This is a genomic window from Pseudomonas rossensis (assembly GCF_039888995.1).
Taxonomy (GTDB): domain Bacteria; phylum Pseudomonadota; class Gammaproteobacteria; order Pseudomonadales; family Pseudomonadaceae; genus Aquipseudomonas; species Aquipseudomonas rossensis.
Genome location: NZ_JBBWCB010000082.1, coordinates 21285 through 27797, shown reverse-complemented (window position 1 = coordinate 27797; position 6513 = coordinate 21285). Strand labels below are relative to the sequence as shown.

Annotated in this window: 6 protein-coding genes and 3 pseudogenes; 4 read left to right on the top strand and 5 right to left on the bottom strand. The window is 58.3% G+C overall.

Annotated elements, in window-relative coordinates; translation table 11 throughout:
• Positions 1–921 (bottom strand): Orn/Lys/Arg decarboxylase N-terminal domain-containing protein (locus WLY71_RS20290; RefSeq protein ID WP_347804962.1); only part of this gene is annotated, 921 nt, incomplete at its 3' end.
• Positions 922–1058: 137 nt separating this feature from the next.
• Positions 1059–1947: pseudogene (locus WLY71_RS20285) on the bottom strand (serine hydrolase domain-containing protein).
• Between the two features lie 297 nt (positions 1948–2244).
• Here WLY71_RS20285 and WLY71_RS20280 point away from each other — a divergent pair.
• On the top strand, positions 2245–3033 hold the full coding sequence (locus tag WLY71_RS20280; RefSeq protein WP_347804961.1) for a DeoR/GlpR family DNA-binding transcription regulator: 789 nt from the start codon (positions 2245–2247) through the stop codon (positions 3031–3033).
• A gap of 46 nt (positions 3034–3079) precedes the next feature.
• Here the strand turns inward: WLY71_RS20280 and WLY71_RS20275 are convergent, their stop codons facing one another.
• The 3 genes and pseudogenes from WLY71_RS20275 to WLY71_RS20270 all read right to left on the bottom strand — a co-directional run bounded on the left by WLY71_RS20275 (position 3080) and on the right by WLY71_RS20270 (position 4236).
• The gene (locus WLY71_RS20275) at positions 3080–3169 is read right to left on the bottom strand and encodes a MoaD/ThiS family protein (RefSeq protein ID WP_425589943.1); all 90 of its coding nucleotides are present in this window, start codon (positions 3167–3169) and stop codon (positions 3080–3082) included.
• Positions 3167–3266: pseudogene (gene moaC, locus WLY71_RS31410) on the bottom strand (cyclic pyranopterin monophosphate synthase MoaC); the annotation flags it as partial. The pseudogene moaC and the gene WLY71_RS20275, both read right to left, overlap by 3 nt.
• Before the next feature lie 118 nt (positions 3267–3384).
• Positions 3385–4236 (bottom strand): CAP domain-containing protein, encoded by an 852-nt coding sequence (locus tag WLY71_RS20270; RefSeq protein ID WP_347804960.1) that lies wholly within the window; start codon positions 4234–4236, stop codon positions 3385–3387.
• 175 nt (positions 4237–4411) lie between these two features.
• On the opposite strand from WLY71_RS20270, the gene WLY71_RS20265 reads away from it, so the two are divergent.
• The 3 genes and pseudogenes from WLY71_RS20265 (at position 4412) to WLY71_RS20255 (ending at position 6398) form a co-directional block, all read left to right on the top strand.
• Positions 4412–5032 carry a cell wall hydrolase gene (locus WLY71_RS20265; protein ID WP_347804959.1) on the top strand — a complete coding sequence of 207 codons (621 nt, stop codon included), beginning with the start codon at positions 4412–4414 and terminating at the stop codon, positions 5030–5032.
• A 59-nt stretch (positions 5033–5091) separates the two neighbouring features.
• Positions 5092–5196 (top strand): annotated as a pseudogene (locus WLY71_RS31405) (TorF family putative porin); the annotation flags it as partial.
• Positions 5197–5495: 299 nt separating this feature from the next.
• Positions 5496–6398: a universal stress protein gene (locus WLY71_RS20255; protein WP_347804958.1), complete on the top strand. Its 903-nt coding sequence runs from the start codon at positions 5496–5498 to the stop codon at positions 6396–6398.
• Positions 6399–6513: the final 115 nt, after the last annotated feature.

Sequence of the window (6513 nt, the reverse complement as noted above, 5' to 3'; positions counted from 1 at the left end):
GTTGTAAATGGTGCCGTCATAGGTGCCCAGCTGAATGATCGCCAGGCGAAACGGCCGTGGCAGTTGGGCCTTGTCCGGTGCGACTTCGCTGATGAGTTCGCGCAGGTAATTTTCTTCGAAACAATGGGCGTCAATCCCGCCGATGAACCCATAAGGGTTGCGCGCGGTTTCCAGGTAAACCGGGGTCGCCCCCGCCTGGATCAACGCACCTTGATGATTGGATTTGTGGTTGTTTCGATCAAACAGCACCAGATCGCCAGGCGTGAGCAACGCGTTGGTGACCACCTTGTTTGAGGCCGATGTGCCATTGAGTACGAAGTAGGTCTTGTCGGCGTTGAACACCTGCGCCGCGTGTTTTTGCGCCAGAAGTGCCGGGCCTTCGTGGATCAGCAAATCGCCGAGTTTGACGTCGGCGTTGCACATGTCAGCGCGAAACAGGGTCTCGCCGAAGAAGTCGAAGAACTGCCGGCCAGCCGGGTGTTTGCGGAAAAACTGGCCGCCCTGGTGGCCAGGGCAGGCGAACGTAGCGTTGGCCGATTCGGTGTAGTGCTTGAGCGCGTCGAAGAACGGCGGCAGGAGACTTTCTTCATAGGCTTTTGCCGCTGTTTCCAGTTGGTTGCCATGGTATTCGGCGTTGTTGCGCGATGGGTCAAAAATGCCATTTACCTGAAGCAGTACATCTTGCAGGTGCTTGTATACGTCCCGGGCGCGGTTGCCGGAACCGGGGGAGGCGACGAGAAAAATGGGGATATCGAAACCGGTACGTTGCAGGGCGTCCAGGGCGCCCGCCATCACATCCTCCACAGAGAACACCGCAACCGCGACGTCGGTGTAGTCGGTTTGATTGAGCGCAATCACTTCTCGGGAGGTCTGGAAACAATCGAACGCGGAATCACTGGCGGCTATTTTCAGGGCTTTCATGCGAGGAATCTCCTAGCGGACAGTCACTTGTCGGCTGTTTTTCAAGAGATCAATTTAGCGAGGGAGCCTTCAAGGTTCCCTGATCCAAATCATGTCGCCACTGGTTATAGACCATGCTGGGAAGGGTTACGGCTTTTCTACCGGCTTTTCCCAAGGACTGCCGACAGGCGCTCGACCACTTCTGCTTCGGCAACCCCTTCGTCGGCGCCTTCATGAAAGACAGCGCAACTCGCCGTGTCGTCCCCATCAACGCAGTGATAGACCGCCACTACGTTGCCTGGACCGGCGCCAGTGTGTCCGCTCAACGTCAGATCGCCCATGACCAAACCCTGCATCAGGCCGAGAGCGTAGCCCGGGGAAGTCCACGGGCGACCGGGAATCGGGCCGCCGAGGACACGTGCCGCTTGCATCGCTTGCAGCAGCGGGTTTGGCAGAAGGTGCCCGGCCAGCAGGCCGTCCAGACAAAGCGCGGCTTCCTCTAGCGGGCCGACAAGTAAACCGTGATAGACCCAGCCGGGGTCGTAGGTTGGCGCGCTTCCCATGTTCACGCCCTCTAGATCGGCTCGCGTTTTGGCGAGGTGTACGCGGGATAAACCGAGGGGGGCGAATACACGCTCCGTGAGCGCTGCTTCAAGCGTGCGCCCAGTCACGCGTTCAATCAGTCGCACGACATACAGATAGCCGACGTTCGAATAGCGCCAACCGTCCCCGGGTGCGTAGCGCAACCGGCTGGCATCAAGGCGTTGCGGCATGTCATCGGCCGACCAGGGCGTCTCATGGCGAGCCACGGCGGTGTGGTAGTCGGCGAGCTCGCCATAATCCGCCAGTCCGGCCTCGTGCCGCAGCAGTTGGCGTAGCGTGAAAGGGGCCTTCAGCAACGGTGTCGTCCAGGTTGATCAACCCGTCACGCACCAGTGACAGCGCGGCAGCAGCGAGCACGGTTTTGGTAAAGCTCCACCAGGGCACCGTTGTATCCGGCATTTCAGGCGTGACGAGAGCGCCGTTCGATACAAGGGAACACAGCATGAGTCGACTCTGGATGGAGGAGGGAGCGAATGGCCCTTGGCTTCTGCTGATCAGGCATGACCCAACGCAATCGCGAACGAGACCACGATCATGCAGGCAAAGGCAAAATTTAGATTCATGAAGTTTTCATCCAAAACATTTGTGATGGCGCCATCTTGAATAGGTCACAAACAAATAAAAAATTCGGCTTCATGATTTGAATCATCGAAAGAATTGATGTCCGGGTGGTTTGTGTTTATCCCGCGCTTTGGCTAGTCTCGCACAAACACGCAATTACGCGCAAAAACGGGCGAAAGCATGCACGACTCACATTCAGCCGCCGAGCTCCCTTATCTGCGCCGGCAAAAAATCCTATTGATTCTCGAACGTGACGGCAAGGTCATGGCTAGTGAGCTTAGCCAGCATTTCGCGGTGTCCGAAGATACCATTCGCCGGGATCTGACGGAACTGGCCACCGCCGGGCTGGTGCAGCGGGTGCACGGCGGGGCGCTGCCGCGGCCCAAGGACACCGGCAAGGATTTTTTCACCCGCGTCAGCGAAACCGATGAGGTGAAAACACACCTGGCGCAACTCGCCGCACGCCAGGTACACAACGGCCAGATTGTGATTTTCGATTCGGGGAGCACGACGCTGCAGATCGCCCGTTCTCTACCGTCGGACATTGCAATTACGGCCGTCACCGCCTCGCCGATGATCGCGATCACCCTGGCCGAATACAAAGGCATCACGGTGATTCTGGCCGGCGGACAACTCAATCCCGCGACCCTGTCGGCCAGCGGACATGAAACCCTGCGGCTGATCGAGGGCATCAAGGCTGATCTGCTGTTCACCGGCGTCTGTGCGATTCACCCGGAAGTCGGCATCAGCTCCCTGCATTTCGACGAGGTGCCGGTCAAACAGGCGATGCTCGCCAGCGCCTCCCACGTCGTTGCCGTCACCACCGCCGACAAACTGGGGGCGGTGGAGCCGTTCGTTGTCGCGCCGTGTCAGCGCATTCATACCCTGATCACCGAGCGCCACGTGGCGTCGGGCAATGTCGAGGATTATCAGAAGCTCGGGATTGAGGTGGTGCAGGTGGAGGCGTGAAGCGCGTTGGGCGTCGATCAGTCGGCCGATGTCGGACCGTCATGCTTCAGCCCCCGGTCACCGGCGGAAAAAAGGTGATCTCGTCAAAGTCCTCGATCGCCTGATCCGGATGGCACAGCCCCTGGTTCAGGGGCATGCGCACCCAGGCTTGTGCCTGGGCCTCACGCTGGGTCGAGGTTTTTTTCACCCACATCGACCATGTTCGCGAGGCCCTGGCTGTCGAGGTGGGTCAAGCGGTTGGGGGCGGTATTCACGTTTTCCGGTATGAGCAACCACTGACGGTCGCTGAAAAAAAGAAACCCGGAGCCCCATGACAGGGCTCCGGTTTTTTTTCTATCGGTCGTCCCGAACTCACTGCGCCCCGAACATCGCCGTCCAGTAAATCCCCGAATCACTCTTCGGATCTACCGCATACGCCGCGCCCAACTCCTGGTACTTTGGGTTCATCAGGTTCGCGCAGTGACCGGCGCTGGACACCCAGCCATCGACCACCTTGTGCACGGTGTCTTGTCCGGCAGCGATGGTTTCGCCGATCTGCCCGCCGCCATAACCTGCCAATTCAGCCCGGTCACCCGGCATGCGGCCATCGCGGTCCTTGTGATCGAAGTAATTGTTGTTGGCCATCGACCGGGCGTGCTCCTCGGCCGCCGTCGCCAGCGTGGCGTTCCAGGCCAGTGGCGTGGTGGCGGCAAAGGATTGCGTGCCGCACTGGCGCGGCTGGCTGCGTGCGATGTTGAGCTCGGCCAGCAACTTCTGACCTTCCGCCTGCCAGTCACCCAGGCGAGCGCTCAACAGTGGACGCGCCAGCACGATGCGCCACTCGCGGTCTTGGTGGCTGACGCCGACATCGACGAATTGCGGGTCCAGCACGATCTGGCAAAAACTCTCCTGAATCGCTTTCATCGCCGATGGCGCATCACGCGGTCCGGACAGGCTGATCGCCTGTACGTTCTTCATCGGATAACCCGCGCTGGCCATCGCCTGCTGCAGATTGCCGATGTTGGTGGCGTCTAGCGCCAGCCGTGGATCGCCTGCCAGCGGCGGCAGTTCCTGCGATGCCTGACCTGCGCAGCGCTGCACCTGGCTGCGGTAGAGGTTGATCGAATCAATCAGTTGTTTCTCGTCGGCCGCCAACGCATTCACGGCGACCAACATCCCCAGTGACAACGTGGCAAGACGCATAGCAGATGATTTGAAGCGCATGGAAATCCCCTTGAGCTGACTGTGCCCATGATGCGCGATTTCACCCCCGCGAGCGCAATGACTTTTCACGCCCCACGACAGTTTTTTTGTCCGTCTGTTGGAATGAATTTTGGCAACTACAATCAAGCAAAGTCGCCAGTGCGGCGTGCTTCCGGTTCCGTCCGAAGGGTCGATCATGCGAGTTATCTGGATAGCCACCGGCTTGGCAATAACTCTTCTCGCCGGCCATGCCATCGCGTCTGAGCAGGAGCAAAAAAAGGAAGTCGCCGAGGACAAGGCCGAGGTCCTTGAGCATAAAGCTGCGGAGAAGGGCGCCGATGTACCGGTGCCCAGGTCAGAAGCCATCACCACCTCCGAAGTTCAGGCAGTCGATCCCGTCGGTGCGTCGCCGCTGGACGATGCAATCACCTGTCTGGCCCGCTCCACGTATTGGGAATCCAAAGGCAAATCGTCCGCCGACATGGAAGCCGTCGCCAGCGTCGTCATGAACCGCCTGGGCCATGAGGGCTTTCCGGACACGGTATGCGCCGTGGTCAAGCAGGGTTCTAAAACCAAAAATTGTCAGTTCTCGTGGTGGTGTGACGGACGCTCGGATCAGGTCCAGGAAGAAACCCAATACGCGATTGCCAAGGAAATCGCGCGCAAGGCGCTCAACAAGCAACTGAAAGACCGAACCCACGGCGCGATGTATTTCCACGACAGAAAGGTGAAACCCGCTTGGGCCAGGAAATACATCAAGACCACCGAGACCTCGATGTTTCTTTTTTATAAGCCGCGTGGTGGGTCGTCGAAGTAGGGATTTCGCATGAGCGAGGTCCACGCCATCCTCAAAGCCTATGGCTTCAAACTCGGTCGACTGGGGGGGGGAGTTACATCGACACCGATCTTTCCAAGTGCGAGTGCGTGAGCTATTACGGTTACACCGATGTTTGCACGGCGAACGTGGTGGCTTGCGAGTGATCCGCAAGGTCGGTTCCTTTCGGGAAGTACTGCCTTAACAACCTGTTGGTGTTCTCATTCGTTCCCCGTTCCCCGTTCCCCGTTGCCAAGGACGATGAGGATCACAAAGCCATACCCAACGGTCGCATTCGACCGATGCTGTTGAAAAAGTCGACCCGGCCAAGTGGGGGATTGATGGAATCCAGGCGTATATTGATAGTGTCGATCCAGATAGTTGAGGCGATAGTAAATCGTCGGTGGTGTGACAGGCGAGAGCGCTGGGGGGGAGCTAGATATCCCGGAACGTTTGGAGGTGTTACATGAGCCAATATCAACGACTCTTTCTGATAGCCGGTCCAGGCATGCGTCATACCCCGGCGTTGGAGCGAGCTGTCGCCATTGCCGAAGCCACTGGCGCAGCGCTGCACATCACGGTGTTTATCGAAGACTCCAACCTCTTGGGTTTGAAGAGCGCTGGTGCACGTTTTCGTGAGGCCTGTCAGCAAGAGAACGAAAAATGGTTGAAGGATGAGGCCGATCTAATACGCGCGCGCGGGGTCATGGTGAGTACCGAAGTGCTTGTCACGCGAACCGCGCTGCAAGAAATACTTCGGCATGTGGCAGAAATGCAGCCGGATCTGGTTATCAAGGACGTGCAACACGAGTCAGCGCTCAAACGCGTTTTCATTACGCCTCTGGATTGGCACCTGTTGCGCGAATGTCCGGTGGCTGTGCATTTGGTCAGCGCAGTCAGGTGTCCACTTCCGCGGGTGGTAGTGGCGGCAGTCGATCCGTCACAACCTGAGACTCAGATCACTGGCATCAACGACCGCATCATCCAGGCGGCGAACGGATTGTCAATGCAATGCCGCGCGGAACTGCATCTGCTGCATGCCTACGATCTATCGCGGACACATATATCCGACGCAGGCGCTGGTGCAGTGACGATGCCAGGTTTCAGCAGCGAAGTGCGCAAGTCACTGCAAAAGTCATTTATCGCATTGGCTGACCACTATGGTGTGCCCACTGAGCGGCAACACTTCGTTGAAGGGCCACCTGGCAAAGCGCTGGCGGACTTTGCAGCGCATCACCGGGCCGATGTGATCGTCATGGGAAATGCGCATCGCAAGGGACTGGGCAAATGGGTGGGCAGTACGACGGAGCATGTTCTGTATCAAGTGCCCTGCAACATTTTCGCCGTAACGGGGTCTGCGGATCAGTGAATGGATTCGCTATTAAAAGACTCGTAAAGAGCGCCTCAGCGACTGGGGCGGGATTGTTTGAGGGCGCGTGTTGAGATATCCCGGTAGGTATCACCATTGGTTGCCGCCAAAAGCT